This is a genomic window from Streptomyces sp. N35, from assembly GCF_016464295.1.
In the GTDB taxonomy this organism is placed as follows: Bacteria; Actinomycetota; Actinomycetes; order Streptomycetales; family Streptomycetaceae; genus Streptomyces.
In genome coordinates this window covers 23,389-24,124 of sequence record NZ_JAEIMH010000114.1, presented here as the reverse complement: position 1 = coordinate 24,124, position 736 = coordinate 23,389, and the positions used below count along the sequence as shown (strand labels likewise).

Here is a 736-nt window from a genome sequence, read left to right as displayed (position 1 = left end):
ATTCGGTGCGGGCCTTCTGCGTGTCCGGGACCGGCTGCGGACGCACGGGACCGGTCCCGCGTGTCCAGGACCGGCCGCACGCGGCCGAGGCCGTCTTGACGCCCGCGCCGGACCCCGGTACTTCAACAGGGAGGCAGGAACTCCTCGTACGCCAGGAGGTGGCGCATGGCGACATCCGCGCGGCATGAGACCCGAGCGCTCCTGCGGGCCCATCTCTCGGCCGCGACCGGCTATCGCCATCTCACCCGGCACTGCGCGATCTGCCACCGGCTGCTGAGGCTCGCGATGCAGCCGGAGGGGCAGGAGCCTCAGGAGGGCCAGGAGGCCCCCGAGGACGAAAGTCCCGTCAAGGGATGACCAAAGCCGATTCTGGGCACTCGTGCCCAGTGGGAAGCTGATGCCGGGTCACGGAGGTTCCTCCCGGCTCCTCTACCGCAGCCACGTCATATGCCACAAGCTGTCCGACCTGTGACGGGTGTCACCGAACCCGTTTTGGGAAAGCCGGAACTTACACCCCTCCTACAACAGGTCGATTTAATATGTGCAATTGCACTGCCTCGTGGGGCACTCCGAGGCGCACCGCCCAAGCCTGAGCAGAGTCGAACAAGGCCGCTCAGCGACGGTCCGGACAGGGCGTCGAGCAGGGCTCCGAGCGCACAAAAAAGATAAGGGCGGTCCCCCCGGGGGCCCGCGCCGACCACGACGCCCCCCCATATCATTGGTGGGGGGGCCCCTG

Annotated in this window: 2 protein-coding genes; both read left to right on the top strand. The window is 67.8% G+C overall.

Going from position 1 to position 736, the window contains the following annotated elements; genetic code table 11:
* The coding region (locus JAO81_RS43155; RefSeq protein WP_233416494.1) for a hypothetical protein at window positions 1-188 on the top strand (188 nt) is incomplete at its 5' end.
* The gene (locus JAO81_RS37865) at window positions 166-357 is read left to right on the top strand and encodes a DUF6274 family protein (protein ID WP_199552538.1); all 192 of its coding nucleotides are present in this window, start codon (window positions 166-168) and stop codon (window positions 355-357) included. The genes JAO81_RS43155 and JAO81_RS37865, both read left to right, overlap by 23 nt.
* Window positions 358-736: the final 379 nt, after the last annotated feature.

Excerpts from the sequence above, each read along its gene's own strand:
- JAO81_RS37865 (WP_199552538.1), top strand. The coding sequence starts at position 166 with ATGGCGACATCCGCGCGGCATGAGACCCGAGCGCTCCTGCGGGCCCAT.